Source organism: Viridibacillus sp. NPDC096237, assembly GCF_050278625.1.
In the GTDB taxonomy this organism is placed as follows: Bacteria; Bacillota; Bacilli; order Bacillales_A; family Planococcaceae; genus Viridibacillus.
In genome coordinates this window covers 72,864-95,705 of sequence record NZ_JBNNTI010000009.1, presented here as the reverse complement: position 1 = coordinate 95,705, position 22,842 = coordinate 72,864, and the positions used below count along the sequence as shown (strand labels likewise).

21 protein-coding genes, 2 pseudogenes and 1 riboswitch are annotated in these 22,842 nt (G+C 33.7%); of the genes and pseudogenes, 20 read left to right on the top strand and 3 right to left on the bottom strand.

The features are described from left to right. Positions 1-421: 421 nt before the first annotated feature. Complete coding sequence (locus tag ACQKMD_RS07870; RefSeq protein ID WP_427750928.1) at positions 422-2,146, top strand: putative bifunctional diguanylate cyclase/phosphodiesterase; 1,725 nt, start codon at positions 422-424, stop codon at positions 2,144-2,146. Between the two features lie 243 nt (positions 2,147-2,389). Here the strand turns inward: ACQKMD_RS07870 and ACQKMD_RS07865 are convergent, their stop codons facing one another. Beyond that, positions 2,390-3,427 (bottom strand): PTS transporter subunit IIC, encoded by a 1,038-nt coding sequence (locus ACQKMD_RS07865; RefSeq protein WP_427750926.1) that lies wholly within the window; start codon positions 3,425-3,427, stop codon positions 2,390-2,392. A 681-nt stretch (positions 3,428-4,108) separates the two neighbouring features. After that, a riboswitch (SAM riboswitch) is annotated at positions 4,109-4,204 on the top strand. A 76-nt stretch (positions 4,205-4,280) separates the two neighbouring features. Here ACQKMD_RS07865 and ACQKMD_RS07860 point away from each other — a divergent pair. Next, positions 4,281-5,018, top strand: a complete 738-nt coding sequence (locus tag ACQKMD_RS07860; RefSeq protein ID WP_427750925.1) for a cyclase family protein — start codon at positions 4,281-4,283, stop codon at positions 5,016-5,018. Positions 5,019-5,137: 119 nt separating this feature from the next. Then, a pseudogene (locus ACQKMD_RS07855) lies at positions 5,138-5,593 on the top strand (GNAT family N-acetyltransferase). Positions 5,594-5,735: 142 nt separating this feature from the next. Here ACQKMD_RS07855 and ACQKMD_RS07850 read toward each other — a convergent pair. Then, positions 5,736-6,728, bottom strand: a complete 993-nt coding sequence (locus tag ACQKMD_RS07850; RefSeq protein WP_427750923.1) for a biotin-dependent carboxyltransferase family protein — start codon at positions 6,726-6,728, stop codon at positions 5,736-5,738. Then, positions 6,725-7,450 carry a 5-oxoprolinase subunit PxpB gene (pxpB, locus tag ACQKMD_RS07845; protein ID WP_427750921.1) on the bottom strand — a complete coding sequence of 242 codons (726 nt, stop codon included), beginning with the start codon at positions 7,448-7,450 and terminating at the stop codon, positions 6,725-6,727. Before pxpB ends, ACQKMD_RS07850 begins: the two co-directional genes overlap by 4 nt. 208 nt (positions 7,451-7,658) lie before the next feature. On the opposite strand from pxpB, the gene ACQKMD_RS07840 reads away from it, so the two are divergent. The 17 genes and pseudogenes from ACQKMD_RS07840 to ACQKMD_RS07760 all read left to right on the top strand — a co-directional run bounded on the left by ACQKMD_RS07840 (position 7,659) and on the right by ACQKMD_RS07760 (position 22,715). Continuing rightward, complete coding sequence (locus tag ACQKMD_RS07840; RefSeq protein ID WP_427750919.1) at positions 7,659-8,420, top strand: LamB/YcsF family protein; 762 nt, start codon at positions 7,659-7,661, stop codon at positions 8,418-8,420. Positions 8,421-8,434: 14 nt separating this feature from the next. Continuing rightward, positions 8,435-9,655: an NRAMP family divalent metal transporter gene (locus ACQKMD_RS07835; protein WP_427750918.1), complete on the top strand. Its 1,221-nt coding sequence runs from the start codon at positions 8,435-8,437 to the stop codon at positions 9,653-9,655. 20 nt (positions 9,656-9,675) lie between these two features. Then, a complete protein-coding gene (locus ACQKMD_RS07830; RefSeq protein WP_427750916.1) occupies positions 9,676-10,467 on the top strand; it encodes a putative hydro-lyase in 792 nt (263 codons plus the stop codon). A gap of 275 nt (positions 10,468-10,742) precedes the next feature. Then, entirely contained in the window at positions 10,743-11,009 is a 267-nt protein-coding gene (locus ACQKMD_RS07825) for a YhdT family protein (RefSeq protein WP_427750914.1), read from the top strand. Beyond that, positions 11,009-12,454: a sodium/pantothenate symporter gene (panF, locus tag ACQKMD_RS07820; protein WP_427750952.1), complete on the top strand. Its 1,446-nt coding sequence runs from the start codon at positions 11,009-11,011 to the stop codon at positions 12,452-12,454. Before ACQKMD_RS07825 ends, panF begins: the two co-directional genes overlap by 1 nt. Before the next feature lie 125 nt (positions 12,455-12,579). Next, positions 12,580-12,738 (top strand): transcriptional regulator, encoded by a 159-nt coding sequence (locus tag ACQKMD_RS07815; protein ID WP_427750913.1) that lies wholly within the window; start codon positions 12,580-12,582, stop codon positions 12,736-12,738. Positions 12,739-12,903: 165 nt separating this feature from the next. Continuing rightward, on the top strand, positions 12,904-13,254 hold the full coding sequence (locus ACQKMD_RS07810) for an ATP-binding cassette domain-containing protein (protein WP_427750911.1): 351 nt from the start codon (positions 12,904-12,906) through the stop codon (positions 13,252-13,254). 258 nt (positions 13,255-13,512) lie between these two features. Beyond that, positions 13,513-13,704, top strand: a complete 192-nt coding sequence (locus ACQKMD_RS07805) for a hypothetical protein (protein WP_427750909.1) — start codon at positions 13,513-13,515, stop codon at positions 13,702-13,704. 35 nt (positions 13,705-13,739) lie between these two features. Beyond that, positions 13,740-13,994, top strand: coding sequence for a hypothetical protein (locus ACQKMD_RS07800; protein ID WP_427750908.1), 255 nt, complete (start codon positions 13,740-13,742; stop codon positions 13,992-13,994). Positions 13,995-14,480: 486 nt separating this feature from the next. Then, positions 14,481-15,062 carry a methyltransferase gene (locus tag ACQKMD_RS07795; RefSeq protein WP_427750906.1) on the top strand — a complete coding sequence of 194 codons (582 nt, stop codon included), beginning with the start codon at positions 14,481-14,483 and terminating at the stop codon, positions 15,060-15,062. Between the two features lie 60 nt (positions 15,063-15,122). Continuing rightward, entirely contained in the window at positions 15,123-15,704 is a 582-nt protein-coding gene (locus ACQKMD_RS07790) for a methyltransferase (RefSeq protein ID WP_427750904.1), read from the top strand. Between the two features lie 489 nt (positions 15,705-16,193). Beyond that, entirely contained in the window at positions 16,194-17,603 is a 1,410-nt protein-coding gene (locus ACQKMD_RS07785; protein ID WP_427750902.1) for a phosphatidylinositol-specific phospholipase C, read from the top strand. A 3-nt stretch (positions 17,604-17,606) separates the two neighbouring features. Beyond that, a pseudogene (locus tag ACQKMD_RS07780) lies at positions 17,607-17,807 on the top strand (YxeA family protein); the annotation flags it as partial. A gap of 390 nt (positions 17,808-18,197) precedes the next feature. Continuing rightward, positions 18,198-18,965, top strand: a complete 768-nt coding sequence (locus ACQKMD_RS07775) for an ABC transporter ATP-binding protein (protein ID WP_427750900.1) — start codon at positions 18,198-18,200, stop codon at positions 18,963-18,965. Beyond that, positions 18,955-20,943 (top strand): FtsX-like permease family protein, encoded by a 1,989-nt coding sequence (locus tag ACQKMD_RS07770; protein WP_427750898.1) that lies wholly within the window; start codon positions 18,955-18,957, stop codon positions 20,941-20,943. Before ACQKMD_RS07775 ends, ACQKMD_RS07770 begins: the two co-directional genes overlap by 11 nt. A gap of 81 nt (positions 20,944-21,024) precedes the next feature. Then, positions 21,025-21,696, top strand: a complete 672-nt coding sequence (locus tag ACQKMD_RS07765) for a response regulator transcription factor (protein WP_427750896.1) — start codon at positions 21,025-21,027, stop codon at positions 21,694-21,696. Further along, entirely contained in the window at positions 21,693-22,715 is a 1,023-nt protein-coding gene (locus tag ACQKMD_RS07760) for a sensor histidine kinase (RefSeq protein ID WP_427750894.1), read from the top strand. Before ACQKMD_RS07765 ends, ACQKMD_RS07760 begins: the two co-directional genes overlap by 4 nt. Positions 22,716-22,842: the final 127 nt, after the last annotated feature.

Genomic DNA, 22,842 nt, shown 5'->3' with positions numbered 1-22,842 from the left:
CTAAAATTTTTGATTTTATATATATTAAGCTTAAATGAAATGGTTGTTAATTAAATGTTTTTTATAGGTAATAAAAAATTATAACTCACTAATTCTCTTTTCTACTTTTGCATTCTAGACAATGGAACTAGCTAAGTTTATTATTAATTTCATTTGATTTTTGTTGTTTTTGAATTATTTTACAGTTATAAACCTATATATTGTAGAAAATATACTTCTAAAATGCTACATATACTATAGTAAAGGTGTAAAAATTTGATAATAGAAATATTTTTCTTTAGCTCAATACACTTATGTTTTTTTACTTAGGACTTTTCGACTTTTGTTTTTATTTGGATAATAGCCTTATATTGGGTGTGGTAAAATAATACCAAGAGAGAAAGTACTCGAACAATGTCGAACTGATTAGGAGTGAGGTCATATGGACCAAAGTTATAGTCAAATGACAGGTCTAAGCCAACTTGATGATTCGTATACAGTCCAACAATTAATAGATATTCAACATGCATTAGACCACTCGATTATAGTCGCTATAACAGATAATCGAGGTATCATTACATTTGTAAATAATCATTTTTGTGCCATTTCTAAATACAGTAAAGGTGAGCTAATCGGGCAAGATCACCGTTTGTTGAACTCAGGGCATCATTCAAAAGCCTTTTTTAAAGAATTATGGTGTACAATTGGCAGCGGGGAAATATGGCGCGGTGATATTTGTAATCGTGCAAAAGACGGTAGTTTGTATTGGGTTCAGACTACGATTATACCGTTTTTAAACGATAAAGGTACACCTTACCAATATGTGTCGATTCGAACAGATGTAACAGAACAAAAAAATATTAAAAAGCTGAAATTCTTTGCTTATCATGACGATTTGACAGGCTTATATAACCGTCGGATGTTGAATATTCGATTGGCAGATTTATTTAAAAGCGCACATAAAGAAGATTTTTCATTGTCACTTTTAATGATGGATGTTAACCGTTTTAAGAGTATAAATGACGGATTAGGTTACTTAACGGGTGACTTATTTCTAATTGAAGTGGCGACTCGTCTAAAAAGACTCGGTATCGATGAAAAGTCACTGTTTCGATATAGTGGTGATAAATTCGTCATTATTATGAAGAATGAAAAGCATGCCATTTGGAAGGCGCATCAAATAATGGCTAACTTTGAAGACAGTTTTCTAATTGAACAATTTGAATTCTATTCTTCTGTCAGTATCGGCATATGCTCAAGCCCTTCTGATGCAAACACGCCAGAGGACTTAGTCAAAAGTGCGAACGTCGCATTGCTTGAAGCAAAAAAGCATAAATCTAGTTATTATATACAATATGAAAATACGATGAATAGTTCTCATTATCAATTTCTACTTTTAGAAACAAAATTGCGTCATGCAATAAAGCAAGATGAAATTCAATTGTATTATCAGCCGAAAATCGAGTTGGAAACTAATCAATTAATTGGTATGGAAGGTTTAATACGTTGGTATGATAATGATTATGGCTTCATCTCTCCAGCTATGTTTATCCCATTTGCAGAAGAATGTGGATTAATCAGTTCAATCGGTGTGTACACATTGAAAATAGCTTGTAAACAAATGAAGAAGTGGCTTGATGAATATGAACTAGATATTCGTATTTCAGTTAATATATCACCAATTCATTTGAAGGAAAGAAATTTTGTACATAATTTACGTAAAGTATTGCAAGAAACAGGTTTACCTGCTAGAAATTTAGAGTTGGAAATTACGGAAATGAGCTTAATGCATCAAACAGAGGAATTAATTGAAACGTTTAATCAAATAAAGGCGCTAGGTGTAATTATTGCAATTGATGATTTTGGTACAGGCTATTCCTCACTCAGCTATTTAAAACAATTCCCAATCGATATATTGAAGATAGACCAATCGTTCATACAAGGATTAAAAACAGGGCTTAGTAATGTTGCAATGGTGACAGCGATTATCAAATTAGCGCATGCTCTAAGTATGCAAGTGATTGCTGAAGGTGTAGAAACGGAAGAAGAATTGTGTATAGTTCGTGAAAATCTTTGTGACTTCGCCCAAGGATACTACTTCAGTAAACCATTACCAACAAATGAATTTTCAGCGAAATTACATGAATTGTATGTTTCTAGAATTTAATGAATTAACTTAAATAAGTTGAAAACAAAAAAATCACCTCTATACGATGAGGTGACCTCAGACTGTAGACAAACTCGAAAAAAACGAGTTTTCTACAGTCTTTATTTTTATACAGGATAGATCAGATTTTCCGAGGCTTATCGTTCATTTTCCGCAGGCGAGCGTACGCTACTCCAAACCAATAAAATACTACCTTCTACTTTTCTATCTACTCAATCATTTTTTGACCTTTTTGAACTACTTTTATTCGAAGTGAACTTTATAATCATCTGATTTAATAAGTTTAAATTTATGTTCAAACAGTCGAAGGAACATAACATTTAATACAATCGGCAATATGAAGAACATACTTAACATAACAGTAATATTGAATAGATTCCAACCGCCAGTAGCTAGGTTTATATAATTCAGAGGGCCAACTAAGCCAGCAAGGCCGAATCCTGCACTGATAGGGGTTCCAGCGACCTCTACAATACCTGCTAAGCCACCAAGGATAGCTGCTGTAATCATCATCGGTAAGGCAATTTTAGGCTTCATAAAAAAGTTGCGCATTTGAATCTTTGGAGAACCCATTACGTGGGCAAGAGCAGTGCCTAAAGAGTTTGCTTTATAGCTTGCAATACACATTCCTACACCAGAAGCTACAACACCAAGATTGGCAGCACCAGCACCGATACCTGAGAGCATAATAACAGTTGCAACTCCGATTGTCGATAATGGTGATAAAATTAAAATACTAAAGATTACAGCAATGGTTGAGCCCATTATCACGGGTTGTAAATGTGTAATATTATTAATAATAACACCAACATATCCTGACCCATTACGAACAAAAGGTAAAATAATAGTGCCTAATAACCCAGGGATGAAAATTGTTAATGCTGGTAGTAGTAAAATCGTGTAGTCCTTTAAACGTGTACCTACGTATTTAACAAATAACACAGCTAATCCTGCTGTAATTCCTGTATTTATCACAACGCCTATACCATTCAGTGTCATAACGCCGTCAGTTGATATTTGCACTACTCCGCTACCTACAATCGAAGCAAGACCAATACTAGCAGTCTGAATTGGCGTTAATTTAAATGACAGACCTACAGTTACACCGATAATGACAGGTAACATGCTCATAACGAGTACAGATATATCTAAAATATGTTGTAATATCGGAAAATATGGAATGATCAATTTTAATATTTCACCCACTAAAGCATTTGGAATGAGGGATACTACAATTCCCATACTCATACCAGTTAATAACTTGTTAAAAAAATCTTTCATACGACAAATCTCCAATCTCAAGTGAGTTAATGTTCTAAATTATATGAACAATTCAGACGGCGGTCAATGCAACCAATAGTAGCATTCTATTGAATAAACACATAAAAGAGTAAATATACAACATCAACTAGAATATTATTGATAAATTCGCACATTTATTTTATCTGACAATTCTATCATTTAAGTACTTTTTATAAGCTGATAGATGTGGACACAATAAATCAAAAAATAAATGAAGTAATTTATGAAGGAGAGATTACATGGATAATATGTTATTAATGTCTCACAGCATCTTCCCAACGGCCGATATATCCCGTACGTAGTCAAATGGACAAGAAGTTATACCAAATTAAGTTTTATATGGTTATGGGTATGATGCGTACTTTATAACAAACAATCATGCAATGCTTCAAGAGGAATTCATTAACTCTAGTGTGAAAATAGATCGCTCATTAAGTGATACCGATTACAACAATAAAGAGTTTGTTATCGAAGATATTGATGGTAGATGAATAGCATTTGGGATCAAACAAGGCTAAAAACGGAGCTTAAAGTTGTTTTTTTGTAATGAAAAGCTATCATAATTGCTAGTAAGAATCATATACTTAAAAGAATTTTCGAAATTTTATATTGACAATAGATTTCGAAAGTTGTAAATTTAGAAACAACAAAATAACTTTTTTCTTATCCAGAGAGGTGGAGGGACTGGCCCTGTGAAATCTCAGCAACGGACGCTGTACCGTGCTAATTCCAGAAGCGTATGCTTGAAGATAAGAAGAGTGCATGGACGTATCATCAACCTCTTCTTATCGAGAAGAGGTTTTTTGTTCAAAAAAATGATGAGGTGATGGATATGTCAACAGAATTAATCAATGCACTAAAAACGTTAAAAGAAAAGAAATGGATCGATTTAACACATACTTTTGGAGCAGATACACCACGATTTAATGCATTTAAAGGGTTAGAAAAGACAACGCTATTTTCACATGATGATGGCTTTTTTACTCAAAACTTTGCCTTTGCTGGTCAGTACGGTACACATTTAGATGCACCTATTCACTTTGTCCGTGATGCTCGCTATTTAGAAGAATTGGAGTTAAAAGAACTTGCATTGCCGCTCGTTGTAATAGATCATTCTAAAGATGTAGCCGAAAATCATGATTTCACGTTTTCAGTTCAAGATATTTTAAAATTTGAGGCTGAATACGGTGAAATTGAGGCAGATACATTTGTTGCACTCCGCACAGATTGGAGCAAACGTTGGCCTGATATTGAAGCATTTAATAACTTTGATGCTGAGGGTAATCCACATGCGCCAGGATGGTCAGTAGATGCATTGAAATTCTTATTTGAGGAGCGTCATATTAAAGCGGTAGGACATGAAACATTTGATACGGATTCTAGTGTATTATATCGTCAAAACAATGCTTTACTTGGTGAACTATATGTATTGGAACAAGATACTTATCAAGTAGAGTTGCTCACTAATCTAGACCTGCTACCTCCAAAAGGGGCTATCATTTTTAACATCGTACCAAAACCTGAGAAGGCTTCTGGCTTCCCAGTTCGATCATTTGCTATTCTACCTTAAATAATTTGTACCCACTCGTCTGAAACGGCATAGTAAGAAGTAATTTATGCTAGATACCGTTGGCTCCGGCCGTCATAGTATAGACGCAACTGAATAATAGAATCTAAGTCGTGATCCTTTTGGTTATTAAAATTGATGATTTGAATGGAATTGAAGTAGCGGAGTTATTGAATGAGCACCTTCAATGTATGGTACAAAATTCTCCTCCGGAAAGAATACATGCCTTAAATCTTGAGGAATTGAAAAAATCAGAAATCACATTCTGGAGTGCTTGGGAACAAGATACATTAGTTGGATGAGGTGCATTAAAAGAACTTAATGCTCACCATGGTGAATTAAAATCAATGCGTACTTCTTCATTACATTTAAGAAAAGGTGTTGCAAGATACATTCTTGAACATATCATTGAAGAAGCTAGGAATCGTGGTTATACGCGATTAAGTTTAGAAACAGGTTCAATGGAGGCTTTTGAACCTGCTAAGAGGCTATATTCTAAAATTGGGTTTCAATACTGTAAGTCATTTTCGAATTCTATTGAGGATTCAAATAGCGTGTTTATGACATTAGAATTATAAGTATACTGATTGAGCATTCTTTTAACAGATAGAAACGATAAAATACAAAAAGAGCATGTTTTGAATTTTTTTTTCAAAACATGCTCTTTCTCTTCGCCTAAATAGTAACTCGTTTAGTCTATTGCTCGCTCCTTTATTATTATTAAATGTTTGATGATAAGCGAACCGCTGTTGTAATGTTTTTGAGTTTTTGCTCTTTATCAATTAATGCTTGTTGAGCTTCTTCTAATGTTACGAGTTCGAATCGAATTTTAGCACCTGTTTGTAACTGTGCAAGACTTGCTAAATCAGCTGTGATGACTTGTATCATTTTCGGATAACCACCAGTCGTTTGACGGTCAGCCATTAAAATGATTGGTTTACCACTAGGCGGGATTTGCACTGTTCCAAATGTCACAGCCTCTGATAATAATTCGAATTTCTTTGTCAAAGATAACGCCGGTCCCTCAAAGCGATAGCCCATTCGATCAGCCTCTGTAGAAAGAGTATACTGATTGTTAGTTAAGCAATACTGACTTTCAGCGGTAAAACAACCCCACTCAGTTCCTTGCATTACACGAATTGTTTGCTGTTGTTTTAATGAGATTAATTCGTTGTAATTAACAGACCATGAAGTAGGACCTACCAGTTGAATTGCATATTGATGTATTTCTTTATTTTTTTTAGTATAAGGTCCGATATTTACTTCATCCAGCTTTTGTAATGCTCTACCTTCAAATCCACCCATGCCAGCTTTTAAATATGTACTTTTACTATTCATGATAGTAGGAACTTGAATCCCTCCAGCAAAGCTTACATAAGCGCGACAACCTTTTTGAGCTCGTTTAAACTTTAATACGTCTCCTTTTTTCACGATAAATGGACGCCAAAGTGGTACTGCTTCATTGTTAATGGTAGCTGTTAGATCCCCACCTGTAAGCGCAATGAGATGATCCTCATTAAATTGTAATATGGTCCCAAACAGTGAGATTTCAAGCACAGCTTCACCTTCTAAATTCCCTACAAGAATATTCGCAATTCTTAAGGAATAAGCATCCATTGCGCCACTCACGATGACCCCATATTTTTGTGAACCAAATCGCCCTAAATCTTGAATGGTAGTTAATAGCCCTGGTTTAATAACTGTAACTGTCATGATCTTGCCTCCTTTAATTGTTTGTATTCTTTTTCAGAAATTGGTTTAAAGCGAATACAATCACCTGCTTGCAAAAGGGAAGGAGGTGTTTCATTTGGTAAAAATAAATCGAGTGGCGTACGGCCAATAATCTGCCAACCACCAGGTGTTTCAAATGGGTAAATTCCTGTTTGTTTGCCTGCAATCCCAACTGAAAGTGCCGGAATAGCAAGTCTAGGTGTTTCTTTTCGAGGTGTTGCTATAGCTTCGTTCATGCCTCCCATAAAAGCAAATCCTGGTGCAAAACCTAGCATATAAACAAGACACTCATTAGCACTATGTAATTGAATGACTTCATCCTTAGTTAGGCCGTTGACTTTGGCCACATATTCTAAATCAGGACCATATTCACCACCATAAACAACTGGTATTTCAACAACTCTCTGAGAAGTTTGTTGAACTGTTGTCATTTGCGTAATAAGCTGTTGCACATACTGACATACAAAGCCAAATGATGTTACATTTTTGGACACCTTAAAAAGGGTATATGGATTATAGTAAATTGTAATATTTGTGTATGCTGGAACAGCTTCTATAAAACCAACAAACGGCTGTTCTTCAAGCATTGATGCTAAATTTTGTAAGATAGTACAGTTCGATGGATTTATTGTATTCCCGATCTGAACCATTACTGCTGAATCTCCTAAAGGTTTAAATTTTACATGTTTAAATTCTTCTCCCATAAATTACAACCCCTTATTTTGTGTTTTAAACATTATAATCATTATAGATATAGAATAGTAAATGACAAGTAAGATATTTACATTTGATATTTCATTATTGTGAGAAAGTTGAAAAGTAAATGTTTTCAGAATAATAATTTAGTGGTAGTATATGTTTTGTGTTAGAAAAACTGACATTACGCAACTAAAAAATTAAGGAGCTGAGAAAATGTTTCGAGTGGACTTGAATTGCGATTTAGGTGAAAGTTTTGGTCGATACAAACTAGGGGAACAAGAAGATATTTTAAATTATATAACTTCAGCTAATGTAGCGTGCGGTTTCCATGCTGGAGATCCTACGGTTATGAGAGAAACGGTTAAAATGGCTATTGCCAAAGGAGTAAAAATTGGCGCTCATCCAGGTTTACCAGATTTAAATGGTTTTGGACGTCGCCCAATGCAGATTACTCCGCAAGAAGGCTATGACATGGTCGTATATCAGATTGGTGCATTACAAGGTTTTTTAACTACATGTGGAGAAAAAATGCAACATGTAAAACCACACGGTGCATTATACAATATGGCCGCAAAAGACCAAGCGTTATCAGAAGCAATTGCTCAAGCAGTCTATGATGTTTCACCAAATCTTGTGTTATTCGGATTAGCTGGAAGTGAGTTAACGAAAGCAGGAGAAAAATTAGGACTTCAAACAGCACATGAAGTATTTGCTGACCGCACATATCAAGCTGATGGTTCACTTACTTCACGTACGCAATCAGATGCTTTAGTGACAGATGAGGAACAGGCTGTGAATCAAGTAGTAGCGATGGTTAAAGAAGGCTATATTCAGTCTCAACAACAAACGAAAGTATTATTACTAGCAGACACTGTTTGTATCCATGGGGATGGAGTACATGCTCTTGAATTTGCAAAATATATTCAAAACACATTGGAGAAAAATAACATTAACGTTCAAGCATTTCACATATAAAAAGGGGTTTTCATATGACAAAGCTTAGCTTAGATCAAGGGCAAGGTAGAAAGAAAGTAGGGCGTAGTGTCTTACTAGGAGCTGCCTTCCTAATGGCAACATCATCGATTGGACCAGGGTTTTTAACACAAACGACGGTCTTTACACAACAATTAGGCGCTAGTTTTGCCTTTGTTATTTTAGTTTCACTTATTTTAGATGTTTTCGCTCAAATGAATGTTTGGCGTATCATCGCAGTATCTGGCTTACGTGGACAAGAGATTGCCAATAAAGTCCTTCCTGGTTTAGGTCTTGTATTAGCAATCATGATTGTTATTGGCGGTCTTGCTTTTAATATCGGGAACGTCGCAGGAGCAGGTCTAGGATTAAATGCTATGCTCGGTTTAGACCCGATTACGGGCGCTGTTATAAGTGCAGTTTTTGCAATTTTCATATTCCTTGTTAAAGAAGCAGGTAAAGCGATGGACAAAGTTGCACAAGTGGCTGGCTTTGTCATGATTTTACTTATGATGTACGTTGCTTTTACAACATCTCCTCCAGTTGGTGATGCTTTAGCTAACACATTTATTCCGGAAAAAATTGACATCCTTTCAATTGTAACTTTAGTTGGTGGAACAGTTGGTGGATATATTGTTTTCGCTGGCGGACACCGCTTACTAGACGCTGGAGTTAAAGGTGTAGATTCTTTACCAGATGTAACAAAGAGTTCTGTAACAGGTATTGCTGCTACTGGTATTATGCGTGTGGCACTGTTTTTAGCTGTATTAGGTGTAGTGCACCAAGGTTTATCAATTGATCCTGCTAACCCACCAGCCTCTGTCTTTAAATTAGCTGCAGGTGAAATCGGTTACCGTATGTTTGGTGTTATTATGTGGGCTGCTGCAATTACTTCTGTAGTCGGTGCAGCATATACATCTGTATCATTTATTCGTTCATTCCACCCATTGATTGAAAAATATCATAACTGGGTTATTATCGCCTTTATCATTGTATCGACTATTACTTTTGCGTTCGTCGGTAAACCTGTTAATATTCTTATTTTAGTAGGAGCGATTAATGCAATAATCCTACCTCTTGCACTTGGTACTTTATTAATTGCAGCATATAAAAAAGATGTTGTTGGTAATTACAAACATCCAATGTGGTTAACAATACCTGGTATTTTTGTTGTAGTAGTTATGGGTGTACTTAGCGTTCGTACACTTATTGTCGAGTTACCAAAACTATTTAACTAATAGGGAAAGAGGCGACTAATATGACACAATTCGATAAGATGACTCCAGCTGCTATTCGAGAATTAATTCGTAACGGTGAATTGACTGGACCAACCGCAGGAATGGCTAAAGGCTATACTCAAGCAAACTTAGTCATCTTAAAGAAAGTTTACGCGTATGATTTCTTGTTATTCTGTCAACGCAATCCAAAATCTTGTCCGTTAGTGGATGTGTCAGATATTGGATCATTTACACCGAATTCTATTGCTAATGGTGCAGATATTCGCAAAGATATACCAAAATATCGCATTTATCGCGATGGTATTTTTACTGAAGAAGTAACAGATATTACGGATTACTGGGAAGATGATATGGTATGTTTCCTATTAGGATGTAGCTTTACTTTTGAAACTCCACTCCTTGCAAGTGGTATTCCAGTAAGGCATATTGAAGAAGGCTGTAATGTACCAATGTACAAAACGAATATTCCTTGCGAAAAAGCAGGTATTTTCGAAGGTCCAATGGTTGTTAGTATGCGCCCAATGAAACACGCTGACGCAATTCGTGCTGTACAGATTACTTCTCGCTTCCCTGCTGTACACGGTGCACCAGTTCATATTGGAGATCCAAGGCAAATTGGCATTACTGATGTAACTAATCCCGATTTCGGAGATGTCGTAACGATCAAAGAAGACGAGGTTCCTGTATTTTGGGCTTGTGGCGTTACTCCTCAAGCAGTAGCGATGGAAAGTAAACCTGCTATTATGATTACACATGGACCAGGCTGCATGTTCATTAGTGATTTAAAAGATGATAAATTAAGTGTACTTTAAGTATCAGAGCACTCCTAAGTCAGTTTTCTAACTTTGGAGTGCTTTTTTTTATAGTTTTTGATTAAATCGCTCCATCAAAAAAATTATCAACATCCGTAATGTATAATTTAAACTCCAATGTCATTTAAGTGGAAAAGTGTCGCAATAATATTTAGTTTACATAATAATATTATGTAAACTAAACTCTATACTTTCAATTTTCTAAATGAAAAAGTATTATTATAAAAGCAACTTATTTTCTATAAGTTGTGATTTATCATAAAGGAGATTGTTATATGAATGATAAGCGTTATAAAATTGCGCATCGTGAAGCGATCATTGGGGTAATACTTGTTATCATCAATTTTAGTATTTGGTTTGGCTTTGCTTATGGAATGGGCTCAGGAGATCCTACTTCTTATACATATGTGCTTGGTTTTCCAGCATGGTTTTTCTATAGCTGTATTGCAGGTACTATTTTCATGGTCATCCTTATAATTTTCGTCATTAAGTTCCTCTTCACTGATGTCCCTTTTGACGATGAGGAGGGTGAACACAAATGATACATTGGCAAGTGATTATTCCATTAATTGTTTTTCTAGTCCTTATTTTTGCGATAGGAATATGGGCGAATCGCCAAGTTATGCAATCAAATTCTTTCTTACAAGAGTATTTCCTTGGTGGGCGTGAAATGGGTGGCTTTCTGCTTGCAATGACAATGATGGCGACTTACGGTAGTGCTGGTAGTTTTATCGGTGGACCAGGTGTAGCATATAATACAGGCCTCGGCTGGGTGCTTCTAGCGATGGCGCAGTTACCTGCAGGTTATTTCGTTCTAATGATTCTCGGTAAAAAGTTTGCAATAATTGCACGTAAGTATCAGGCAATTACGCTAATTGATTTTTTAAGGGAACGCTATCAAAGTAAAACGGTTGTTATTGTATCCGCAGTCAGTATCATATTGTTCCTCTTTGCTTCCATGGCAGCTCAGTGGATAGGTGGGGCGCGGTTAATCGAGTCATTAACGGGTTTAAACTATTCTACAGCTTTGTTTATCTTTGCTGGGGCAGTTTTAATTTATGTAATAATCGGAGGTTTCCGTGCAGTTGCTTTAACGGATGCAGTACAAGGCTCTGTGATGGTTATTGGGACAATCATTTTACTTGTCGCGACGGTTATTGCTGGTGGTGGAATAACGAATATTATGAGTGATTTAGTTGTCGAAAATCCGAATCTTGTATCTCCATATGGTGCAGATCGTAGTTTAACTCCATTATATGTATCGACATTTTGGATACTCATTGGGATAGGAGTTATTGGTTTACCACAAATTGCAGTTCGTGCAATGTCGTATAAAAACTCTAAAGGCATGCATTCAGCCATTATCATTGGCACAATTGCACTTGCTACAGTTATGTTTGGGATGCATCTAATAGGTGTTCTAGCACGTCCTGTATTACCTGGAATAGAAATAGGTGATAAAGTGATGCCTTTACTGACGTTAAAAGTATTGCCACCTTATTTAGCAGGAATTGTTCTAGCTGCACCAATGGCAGCAATCATGTCGACGGTAAATGCTTTACTTATTTTAGTAAGTTCAACGGTTGTAAAAGATATTTACTTAAACTATATAAAACCGACTGCATCAGATGTACAGATTAAAAAGGCAAGTTTCTATGTAACAACAATTATTGGTATAGCAGTGGTACTAGTAGCTCTTCGTCCACCTGATTTACTTGTTTGGCTGAACTTATTTGCTTTCGGTGGATTAGAATCTGTATTCTTATGGCCTGTTATATTTGGCCTCTACTGGAAAACAGGAAACAAATACGGTGCAATTTCATCAATGATTATAGGAATCTCATCCTATATCTACATTGATCAATTTATGCCAAGAGTATTAGGTATGCATACAGTCACAATACCAATTATTTTATCCTTAGTAGCATTTGTAGTAATAAGTCTTGCTACTAAGAACAAAGTAAAGGCAAACTCATTGATTATTTGAAATGGAGACACCAAACTTTCAGAATTAAAGTTTGGTGTTTTTTTACTTACATAATTGACAGATAACTCAATCTGTTATATAGTAATTAAAATTAATTAAATTGTTATATAACAAGGGGTGATTACATGGAGATGTATAGAGAAGGATATGAAACGTATTGTCTAGCTTGTGAAAATTATGGTATGGAGTCGATGAATTATTATCTTTACGTGAGAAACTTAACAGTAGAGCAGTTAAACGCATTTAATCAACATACGAAGGGAAGCGATGATTACGAAGTCTGATGCCATAGGAATTTTATAAAAACCCTACCAGTTGTTAATAACAGGTAGGGTTTTGTTGTATTTGTCTTATTTTAAGGCTCTATCAATAATCAAGTTAAATAGAAGCCTATTTTAAAAGAAAAAAATCTGAATTTCACTAAAATATAAACGCTTAATATCGGACATTTGTTAGACAGTCATCCATATGATTTGAGCGGGGGAGAACAACAAAAAGTTGCTTTAGCTAAAGTATTGTTACTGAACCCTAAAATAATCTTACTAAACGTGTTTACAAAGGGCATCGATGCATATTCCAAGAAAATCTTAGCTGATGTGCTACAAGCGCTTAAAAAGCGTCGTGTGGCCGTTGTAATGGTAACTCATGATATTGAGTTTTCAGCTCAGTATTCGGACCGTTGTGCGATGTTTATGGCAATGTCGTTTCTGAAGATGAGCCTAAACTGTTTTATAGTGGAAATAATTTTTATACAACTGCAACGCATCGAATGTCGCGTCATTTATTTGATTTTGCAGTAACAAGTGAGGACGTAATTTCGTTATGCAAGCACAATCAACAGCTCGAACGAACAACTACTCCCGTAAACGTTTAATTTTTTCGAGCATCATCGTTTTCGTTATTATCCCAATTATTATGCTCATTGGGGGTGACTAAGTTCAATGATCGTAAATACAATCTTATATCAATGATTATCATCTTATTAGCTTGTGTGCCATTCATTGTTTCATTTGAAAGAAGAAAACCGCAAGCGCGAGAGATTTTTAACGATTGCTGTCATGTCAGCAATCTCTGTTGCAGGGCGTGCAGCATTCATTTGGATCCCGGCTTTCAAACCAGTGACTGCTATTACCGCCATTACAGGTTTTGCATTCGGTGCAGAAGCCGGATTCCTTACAGGAGCAACGTCTGCCATTGGATCGAACATCTTCTTCGGATACCATTCCAAATGTTTACTTGAGGTATCCTAGGTTTTATTGCTGGTCTGTTGGGACAATGAGGTTGAATGAAAAGTAAAATTGCACTTATTATTTATCGGGTCTTTGCAGGGGTTATGTATTCCTTTTGTATGGACATTTGGAAGGTCATTTCATATGATGGATTATTTTCATGGAAGAGGTATGTGATTGCCATGTCAACAGCAATTCCGTTTACGATTGTATATGTAAGATCTAATGTTGTATTTTTACTCGTATTAGCAAAACCGATAGGAGAAAAATTAGAACAAATTAAAGTGAAATATGGCATGTTAAATAACTAGAGTTGTAAAAGAACTGTTTTGAAAGTCATCAAATGAGACTTTTATACAGTTCTTTTTTATTTAGTTCTGTTAATATTCGGTAAAAAGGAATTAACGTTTTATAATATAGTTAAGAATATTTGTTTGGAGTGATTGGTTCTGTTTTCCGCATTTTGTTGGGACCCCCATCTAGAAATAGATGCTTTAGTAATCTCTAGTTCATAAAAAAGATTACTTATTTTTCGTCCTTCTCCAATCACTAGTTTAACGAAATAATCCCCATATTCTTGTATATTATGTTTTATTACTGTGAACACGTCCTGAAAATATATTTGAATTATTCGCTGTATCCTCATTTTTGCGTGACAAATTTTGATACTATCTTTATTTTATTGCAATAATTGAAGTTTTTTCACCAGTATCCAAAAAACTCCACATTAACTCCATATCAACTCCAGATAATTGATATATTATGAATATGTACCAAAAAAAAGGAGGAAGAAAACTATGAAAATGAACTGTAAATTAATAACGGCAACCGCTCTTGCAGCAACGATAGCTACAGGTGCATCAGCTGCATTACCTACTACATCGGTATTTGCTGCAGAAAAAGAAACTTCTATCCAACAAAAAGAATCACAAAGTAGTATTCAACCGTTTGCACAGAGTACTTTGGAAACAGCCGTTCAGGCTGCGTTACATGGTCCAGAAGTCAAAAAAATAAAAGTATTTGAGCATGAATTTAACGTAAAACCAATACAAGTAGTAAATCTAGGGGCAGGGAAGAAATATATTAAAGGACAAATTTCTCATCATTTAAGTTTCCGCCCAGATGATCAATTCTATTATGAGTTCACAGTGAAAGATGGAGAAGTAATAGGTAAGCCTGAATATTATATTGATAGAGGTGGTTTGACACCATTTGTTGCTCCACTTTTATCAATAATTGCTGCGTATAATGGGATTCCTGTTAATCCAAATGATTTAAATGCACTTGGTCAGCAGATTGGAAAAGTTATAGATGGAAGCTGGGAACATGCAGCACAATCTATTGCCACTGTAGTTAGTTTAAGTTTTAATGAGAAATAGGTGTGCGTAAACAATATACTCTATTATGAATATGAACAAAAAAAAGGGAGGAAGAAAACTATGAAAATGAAATATAAAATAATAACGGCAACTGCTCTTGCAGCAACGTTAGCTACAGGTGCATCAAGTGCAGTACATACTACATCGGTGTTTGCTGCAGAAAAAGAAGCTCCTATCCAACAAAAAGAATCACAAATTAGTATTCAGCCGTTTGCACAGAATACTTTGGAAACAGCCGTTCAAGCTGCGTTACATGGTCCAGAAGTCAAAAAAATAAAAGTATTTGAGCATGAATTTAACGTAAAACCAATACAAGTAGTAAATCTAGGGGAAGGGAAGAAATATGTTAAGGGACAAATTTCTCATCATTTAAGTTTCCGCCCAGATGATCAATTCTATTATGAGTTCACAGTGAAAGATGGAGAGGTAATAGGTAAGCCTGAGTATTATATTGATAGAGGTGGTTTTACACCATTTGCGGCTCCACTTTTATCAATTATTGCTGCGTATAATGGGATTCCCATTAATCCAAATGATTTAACCGCACTTGGTCAACAGATTGGAAAAGTTATAGACGGAAGCTGGGAACATGCAGCACAATCTATTGCCACTGTAGTTAGTTTAAGTTTTAATGAGAAGTAGGTACATCGAAAAACAGAGGTCTTGTTTAAGACTTCTGTTTTCTTTGTATAAAGCATGAATGGTTTCGATTCCTTTAAATCATGACAAAGACTTTGAAATCCTGTGGATTTGGAAAAATGTAGTTTTACATACCTATAGTCTTCTATAGTCCTGTTCTAAGAGATTTTTACATTTCCACATTTGATAGTTTAAATTTCCATATTCATGATGGTTATTGGGTGAACCGAAACACCACGTTCTTTCAAAATTTAGAGACGTCACGATAGCTTAAAGAAAAACAATTCAAAAAAATATCTTGTTTTAATTGTTTTTCTTTAAATTTAAAAACCTTTTTACTAATCGAAAACCTTATTCTATCTATTGAATATTTTAAAAATTAAATCTTTTTAAGCAGCATAGTTCATTAGTTCTGGAATAGAAGTGATGTATATGGTAAAAAACAGAAACTTATTTACGAGACTAGTCTGAATAAAAATTAGGAGAGATATAATGAAGAAAATAAAAAAAATCTTAAAAGGTGGAATCCTTACTTGTTTTACACTTGCAAGTTTATGTACGACTTCTACAGTATTTGCTGATAGCCATCCAGGTTATTCCTATGAATCCGATATAGGCTATCAAAATCCAACATGGATGTCAAAATTAGAAGATACAAAAAAAATAAGCGAGTTATCTATTCCAGGGACTCATGGTTCAATGGCTTTACATGGAGCAAGTTTTATTGATGAAAATTTGACAAGAAATCAAACAATGAGCCTATCTCAACAATTCAATGCGGGAATTCGTTATGTAGACATGCGTGTTAAACGTGTAAAAGATTCTTTTGCGATGCACCATGGAATTGTAAATCAAAAAGCAATGTTTGAGGATGTATTAAAAGAGACAATTCAATTTTTAAGAGATAATCCTAAAGAAACGATTTTAATGCGCTTAAAAGAAGAAACTGATCCTGAAAGTGGCTCACTATCATTCGAAGAAATATTTAAAAATTATAAAGACCGTAATGCTTCCTATTTTTGGGATCCAAATTCTGTACCATCTTCAGAAAGACATAATCCTAAGTTAGGAGATATCCGAGGGAAAATTGTAATATTACAAAACTTTTCGGCATCTCAAGAATACGGTATTAATTATGAAAATTTGAATACCCAAGATAAGTTTGAAGTTGGCAGCGGACCAGACGGAATGTATGAAAAATGGAATGCGGTAAAAACCCATCTTCTGCATGCAAATAATAACTCTAAAAATGGTGTGATCTATCTCAACCATTTCAGTGGCACGGGTGGTGCAGCAGCATTATTGAATAATTTTTACCCTTGGTTTGTTGCAAGCGGAAAAGATAGCAGGAATACTAATAGTAATCCACTGTTGATCCAAAAAAATCCAATAAATAGATGGGAGGATTTCCCTCGTGACATTAATGGACAAGTATTTTATGGCGGAATGAATACACTTGGGACTGAGATAATACAACAAGGTGGCATTAAGCATACTGGTATCATTGCAGCTGATTTTCCTGGACCAGGTTTAATAGATAGTATTATTAGATTAAATGGTATATTCTCTAGTGAAAAAGAAATATTAATTTCCCAAATTTCTTCTGAACCAAAGCCATTATCTGGACAAAAAAATCGATCAAGTCAAAACTTTAAGATTAATGATTTACCCTATGGAACAAAGGGCTTAAAATGGATTATCGAACCTACAGAAAAAGATAATTCTTCTAATATTTCCTTCAATGTTATGGTCGATGTTACCCTAGGAGTGGATTCTGTTCGTTGGGAAAAAATTTCGAATGAAACTAGGACTGAAGCATATACAAATTCTAAATATTATATTGCAAACCCAAGTGGCGCGACTAGCAAATTTACGGTAAAAATATACGCTATTACAAATTAACGTTTTAATTATAGTTTAACTGGATTTGATAAAGACGGTAAAGAAAAAGAATTAGAATTCAATACTCAAAAAAAACTTCGTAAAGAAGCATTCCTACGCTTCTACTACTCTGATAAAAAAGTTGAAGAAGATGTATCAGGTTGGGAAGAAGTGAAGCAGGACGAGATTCCTGCGAAAGTGAAAGAAAAACTAGCTGCGAAATAATAAAAATAAAAAGGGTTTGGCCTTAAAGGTCAAATCCTTTTCTGTTTTCAAAATCTTCTTCTGAAATGACTATGAATACATGTCTTTAAATAGAGCTGTTGTTACGCCGTAACCAGTTTGTTTATTTCCACTAATTACATAAGTCTTATCGTTTTTGCACCAGAACCGATACCCCTACATTTATCTGCCTCTTTGGTAAGGCATCGAATAATCCTTACTTATACCATCGCGATTTCTGATAACTTACATGTAGAGGTATCACTCAATATAACAAAAATGTAATGTTAATGAGATGTAATTCCATCGATACTATAAATGAAATTATATAAAATGAATTACATAAATGAATGGGAGTTAAAGAATTTTTATAATGAAAAAGGAGATGTATTAATGCGAAATATATTAAGTGTAGAAAAAATTGAAAAATATTATGGTAATAAAGATAATGTAACAAAGGCTATAGATAATATTAGTTTTAAGGTAGATGAGGGAGAATTTGTTGGGATAATGGGGCCTTCAGGAAGTGGCAAAACTACATTACTTAACTGTATATCAACAATTGATAATGTTACTACGGGAAAAATAATAATAAATAATAGTGACATTACTCGGTTAAAATCAAAGTCACTAGATAAGTTTAGACAAAATGAATTAGGGTTTATATTTCAGGACTTTAATTTATTAGATACCCTTACTGCTTATGAAAATATTGCCCTAGCGTTAACAATAAAAGGTGAGGAAAGTTCAAAAATTGATGGCAAAATACAAGCAGTTGCAAAATATTTAGACATTGAACAAGTATTAAGCAAATACCCTTATCAAATGTCAGGCGGACAAAAACAAAGGGTTGCTTCGGCAAGAGCTATCGTAACAGATCCATCTTTAGTACTTGCAGATGAACCAACAGGATCGTTAGATTCTAAATCAGCTAGATTATTACTCGAAAGATTTGAAAGTCTAAATAAGGATTTAAAAGCTACAATACTTATGGTTACTCATGATGCATTTACAGCAAGCTATGCTCGTAGAATTCTTTTTATTAAAGATGGAAAAATATTTAGCGAGTTGGTAAGAGGGAATGATTCCAGAAAAGAATTCTTTACTAAAATTATCGAAGTTATAACCCTTCTTGGAGGTGACGATAATAATGTATTCTAAGATTGCTATTGGGAATGTAAAGAAAAGTCTTAAAGATTATGCGATATATTTCTTAACATTAACACTGGCTGTTTGTATATTTTATAGCTTTAACTCAATAGAATCACAAAAGGCACTTATGGAAATTGACGCTTCAGGTAGAGAGTATGTGCCTACTTTAATGAAAGTTATCTCAAATGTGTCAGTATTTGTATCCGTAATATTAGGTAGTTTAATATTGTATGCAAATAATTTCTTAATCAAAAAACGTAAACAAGAATTAGGAATATACATGACTTTAGGTATGGGAAGAAGAAACATATCCAGAATATTAGTAACAGAGACATTTCTAGTTGGCGTTATATCTTTAGTGAGTGGGCTTATAATAGGTATTGGAGTATCACAGGGATTATCTACATTTGCATTAAAGTTATTTGACTTGCCCATCAATAAATATAAATTTGCAATTTCAACAGGTGCTATAGGTAAAACCGTATTATACTTTGGAATCATGTTTTTGCTTGTTATGTTATTTAATGTATATGTTGTTTCTAAATACAAAATAATCGATTTGTTAACAGCAGGTAGAAAAAACGAAGATGTAAAATTTAGAAATCCTCTTATCTATGTAATCACATTTATTATGTGTGTAGCATCACTTGGATATGCATATGTGACTGTACTAAAAATCGGATTAAATTTTAGAAATCCTATGCTCATGGTATCAATCATTCTTAGCATATTAGGTACATTGCTGTTTTTCTTTAGTTTATCTGGATTTATATTATATGTTGTAAAGAAGAATAAAAAAGTCTATTTTAAAGGGTTAAATATATTTATCATCAAACAAATAAATAGTAAGGTTAATACAAATTTTATATCCATGTCTTTAATCTGTTTAATGTTATGCCTTACAATGGTGGTTTTATCTACAGGAATAAGCTTTAAAAGAAGTATAGAAGCAACAATGAATGAAGCAACACCATTTGATGCCAGTATTATGTTGGTGAATAAGGATGAAAGTTACACTATAGAAGACGTATTAAATAAATCAAATTTTAAAATAAGTAATAACGAAAAATATGTATCTTATAATGTATATCCAACAGAGATGTTAGTCGGGGACTTTGTACCAGAAGTACCTAAAAATGATAAGAATAACGGTGTGGATTTCATTAAAGTATCTGATTATAATAAAATTTTAAATCTTAAAGGTGAAAAGGAAATCACTTTAAATAACAATGAAGTTTTACTTTTATCAAATAATAACCGGTTGGTTAATTCGATAAATGAAAGATTAAAAAATAGCAATAAGGTGAATATTAAAGAAAAAGAATATCTGGTAAAAAACGCTAAAGTTATACAAGAGAATCTTTACACTTCTGATGGGCAAACTAATTTTTTCACAATCGTTATAAATGATGAGTTTTTATCAGGCTACAAAATTATTGCATCCGTACTTAATGTAAATTATTTAGATGGAAATAGAGAAGAATATAATAAAAAATATGATAACGTTGCACGGGGCTTTTATGACGAAAATGGCCCAAAATTAAATATTGTTTATATATCAGGCAAATCAAAGGATGAAGTTCATGCAGAAAGTAAAGGATTAAAAATTATCATACTGTTTATTGGGATATATATAGGTATTGTATTTTTAATAACGAGTATGGCTGTATTAGCTCTTCAACAATTATCAGAAGCCAGTGATAGCATAGATCGATATAAATCTTTGAAGAGAATTGGTTCAAACGGAACAATGATCGACAAAACGATTTTTATTCAAACTTTCGTATACTTTAGTCTTCCAGTTATTCTTGCAATAATTCATTCTGTAGTTGGAATTTATATAGTCAATAATTTTATTAACGCATTTCAACAAACAGACATTATTTTACCAGCATTGATGACTGGCTTAGTATTTCTTGTAGTTTATGTAGGATATTTCTACACGACATATGTCGGGTATAAAAATATTGTAAAAAGTAATACTTGATTTTATAATGCTTATTAGGGCTATTACACCTTGTTTCTCAAGATGTAATAGCCTTATATTCTGTATAGGGAGGGAAAAGTCATGAAAAAAATTATTCTTATTGAAGATGATGAAATCATCAGAGAAGAATTACAAAATTTTTTTATAAAGTATGGATATGAAGTAAAGGCTCCCACAGATTTTAATCAGATTATCGAATATATAGAAAGTGAGAATGCAGACCTTATATTACTAGACATAAATCTTCCTGTGTTCGATGGCTATTATATATGCAGAGAAATACGTAAAACTTCAGATGTTCCAATCATCATGGTTACAAGCAGAGATAGTGATGTAGATGAACTAATAAGTATGAATTTAGGAGCAGATGATTTTATAACAAAGCCTTATAATGCAGAAATACTATTAGCAAGAGTAACAAACATTTTAAGAAGAACATCTGGAGATTTAAAGACGAATAATATCTTAATTTATAGAGATTTTAATTTAAATCTTTCAAATGCCACAGTTACTTATCAAGACAAGTCTGTAGAGTTAACTAAAAATGAAGTTAAGATACTCTCATGCTTAATAAATAATCGCGGTAATATTGTAAAAAGAGATTCACTCATGGAAACCTTATGGAAATCTGATTATTTTGTGGATGATAGCACCTTAACTGTTAATATAAATAGATTAAGAAAAAAGCTTGAAGAGATAGGTATAGAAAATCCAATTGCAACAAGAAGAAGCTTAGGGTATATAATGCCATGAATATAGGTGAATTTTTTAAAGATAAAATGGTAGTAATACTATCTAATGTACTGGTATTTATTATACTAGCAGGTATATTGCTGACTGCGAATGTACAGTTCATTATAATATTCTTTGTATTATGTATTTGGTTTTTTCCATTGATTTCATATATGGCTATAGAATTTATAAAATGTAAAAATTATTATAATGAGATTAATGGCATATTAGGAAACTTGGAGAAAAAATACCTACTTCCAGAGGTAGTAAAGGAAGCAAATTTTATACATGGGGAAAAGCTTAACGCTATACTGAAAGAAGTAAGTAGAGATATGCATGAAAATGTAAAATATTATAGAGATATGCAATCGGATTATAGGGAATATATAGAAACATGGGTACATGAAATTAAGACGCCAATAGCTTCTACAAAGCTAATAATTGAAAATAATCAAAATGAAGTAACTAATAAAATAGACTCCCAATTGGATCGAATCGAAGGGTTTGTAGAACAAGTACTGTATTATTCTCGAAGCAATAATGTCGGTAAGGACTATATTATAAAACCAATCAACCTTGATGATGTAGTAAGAACTGTAATTAAAAGAAATTATAGAGATTTTATTCATAAGGGAATAAAATTAGATATAAAAGATATTAATGAAATCGTATATAGTGATAGAAAATGGGTTGAATTTATTATTAATCAAATATTAGGAAATTCCATAAAGTACTCAAATAACAAGGAACAAATGATACGTATATACTCAATTAAGAAAGCTAACTCAGTAATACTAACTATAGAGGATAATGGAGTAGGGATAATAACTAAAGATATAAATAGAGTCTTTGAAAAAGGATTTACTGGAGAGAATGGAAGGAGATTTAGCAAAAGTACAGGAATGGGTTTGTATCTATGCGGAAAACTGTGCTCAAAATTAGGAATAAAAATTGGCATTGAATCTGAAGTGAATAAAGGAACTAGAGTTACATTAATATTTCCGTTGTCAGGTATGGTAACTTTTGATTCTTTTTTATAAAAGAGATGCTGCCATCTTTCCACGAATTTCGTATGAAACTTATAAAGAAATTTAAAACGGTATGAAAAGAGTAGAAATTCTCTTCATACCGTTTGTATTATTTAGCCATTTAACATATTGGTATATT

Excerpts from the sequence above, each read along its gene's own strand:
- ACQKMD_RS07870 (WP_427750928.1), top strand. The coding sequence starts at position 422 with ATGGACCAAAGTTATAGTCAAATGACAGGTCTAAGCCAACTTGATGAT.
- ACQKMD_RS07865 (WP_427750926.1), bottom strand. The coding sequence starts at position 3,427 with ATGAAAGATTTTTTTAACAAGTTATTAACTGGTATGAGTATGGGAATT.
- ACQKMD_RS07860 (WP_427750925.1), top strand. The coding sequence starts at position 4,281 with ATGTCAACAGAATTAATCAATGCACTAAAAACGTTAAAAGAAAAGAAA.
- ACQKMD_RS07850 (WP_427750923.1), bottom strand. The coding sequence starts at position 6,728 with ATGACAGTTACAGTTATTAAACCAGGGCTATTAACTACCATTCAAGAT.
- pxpB (WP_427750921.1), bottom strand. The coding sequence starts at position 7,450 with ATGGGAGAAGAATTTAAACATGTAAAATTTAAACCTTTAGGAGATTCA.
- ACQKMD_RS07840 (WP_427750919.1), top strand. The coding sequence starts at position 7,659 with ATGTTTCGAGTGGACTTGAATTGCGATTTAGGTGAAAGTTTTGGTCGA.
- ACQKMD_RS07835 (WP_427750918.1), top strand. The coding sequence starts at position 8,435 with ATGACAAAGCTTAGCTTAGATCAAGGGCAAGGTAGAAAGAAAGTAGGG.
- ACQKMD_RS07830 (WP_427750916.1), top strand. The coding sequence starts at position 9,676 with ATGACACAATTCGATAAGATGACTCCAGCTGCTATTCGAGAATTAATT.
- ACQKMD_RS07825 (WP_427750914.1), top strand. The coding sequence starts at position 10,743 with ATGAATGATAAGCGTTATAAAATTGCGCATCGTGAAGCGATCATTGGG.
- ACQKMD_RS07815 (WP_427750913.1), top strand. The coding sequence starts at position 12,580 with ATGGAGATGTATAGAGAAGGATATGAAACGTATTGTCTAGCTTGTGAA.
- ACQKMD_RS07805 (WP_427750909.1), top strand. The coding sequence starts at position 13,513 with ATGTCAGCAATCTCTGTTGCAGGGCGTGCAGCATTCATTTGGATCCCG.
- ACQKMD_RS07800 (WP_427750908.1), top strand. The coding sequence starts at position 13,740 with ATGAAAAGTAAAATTGCACTTATTATTTATCGGGTCTTTGCAGGGGTT.
- ACQKMD_RS07795 (WP_427750906.1), top strand. The coding sequence starts at position 14,481 with ATGAAAATGAACTGTAAATTAATAACGGCAACCGCTCTTGCAGCAACG.
- ACQKMD_RS07790 (WP_427750904.1), top strand. The coding sequence starts at position 15,123 with ATGAAAATGAAATATAAAATAATAACGGCAACTGCTCTTGCAGCAACG.
- ACQKMD_RS07785 (WP_427750902.1), top strand. The coding sequence starts at position 16,194 with ATGAAGAAAATAAAAAAAATCTTAAAAGGTGGAATCCTTACTTGTTTT.
- ACQKMD_RS07775 (WP_427750900.1), top strand. The coding sequence starts at position 18,198 with ATGCGAAATATATTAAGTGTAGAAAAAATTGAAAAATATTATGGTAAT.
- ACQKMD_RS07770 (WP_427750898.1), top strand. The coding sequence starts at position 18,955 with ATGTATTCTAAGATTGCTATTGGGAATGTAAAGAAAAGTCTTAAAGAT.
- ACQKMD_RS07765 (WP_427750896.1), top strand. The coding sequence starts at position 21,025 with ATGAAAAAAATTATTCTTATTGAAGATGATGAAATCATCAGAGAAGAA.
- ACQKMD_RS07760 (WP_427750894.1), top strand. The coding sequence starts at position 21,693 with ATGAATATAGGTGAATTTTTTAAAGATAAAATGGTAGTAATACTATCT.